The following is a 710-nucleotide window of genomic DNA, read 5'->3' on the forward strand; positions in this document are numbered from 1 at the left end:
CATGAAGTCGTTCCATTGATAAACTCCATGGAACAATGCTATGGTAGCTATTGCAGGTTTTGATAACGGCATTATAATCTTCAAAAATATTCTCCATGCCCCTGCACCATCAATTTTTGCTGATTCCTCCATGGATACTGGTAACTGTCTGAAGAAATTCATTAGTATTACAACATCATAATAACTAAACAAAGAGGGGATAATATAAACCATAAAATTATTGATAAGGTTTAATTGTCTCATTAATAAATAAGTAGGTATCATACCGCCTGAAAAAAATAAGGTAATTACACCCATAGCTGTATACACTTTCCTACCCATTAGATCTCTTTTGCTAAGACCGTAAGCCACCATAGAACAGAAGAATACATGGGCAACTACACCGATCACAGTCTTAGAAACCGATATGATGTATGCCTTCCATATACTCGAATCATTCATAACAGCCTTGTAATTTTCAATTGAGAATTTCTTTGGCCAGAAAACAAATCCTCCTTCTGCCAATGCTTTTCCGCTACTAAAGGAAGAGGCCACAATATTCCAAATTGGTACCACGATTATTACTGCAATCAGAAGCAAAACAAATCGATTCACTATATCAAATCTCTTGCTTTCATTTATATTAGCTTTTTTCATAAACCTAATTTCCTCCAATTCAAAGCGGATATTCGCAATCCGCTTACGCTACTTGCTCATAACCTCATTGCCAC

General features: G+C 35.8%; 1 protein-coding gene. It reads right to left on the reverse strand.

Translation table 11 applies throughout. The annotated features are described in order from the left end of the window. Nucleotides 1-636, reverse strand: a 636-nt coding sequence (locus RTP52_RS05970; RefSeq protein ID WP_312369853.1) for a carbohydrate ABC transporter permease, incomplete at its 3' end; no start/stop codon positions are given. Nucleotides 637-710 lie beyond the last annotated feature (74 nt).

The organism is Lachnoclostridium sp. (assembly GCF_031997925.1).
Classification (GTDB): domain Bacteria; phylum Bacillota; class Clostridia; order Lachnospirales; family Lachnospiraceae; genus Lachnoclostridium.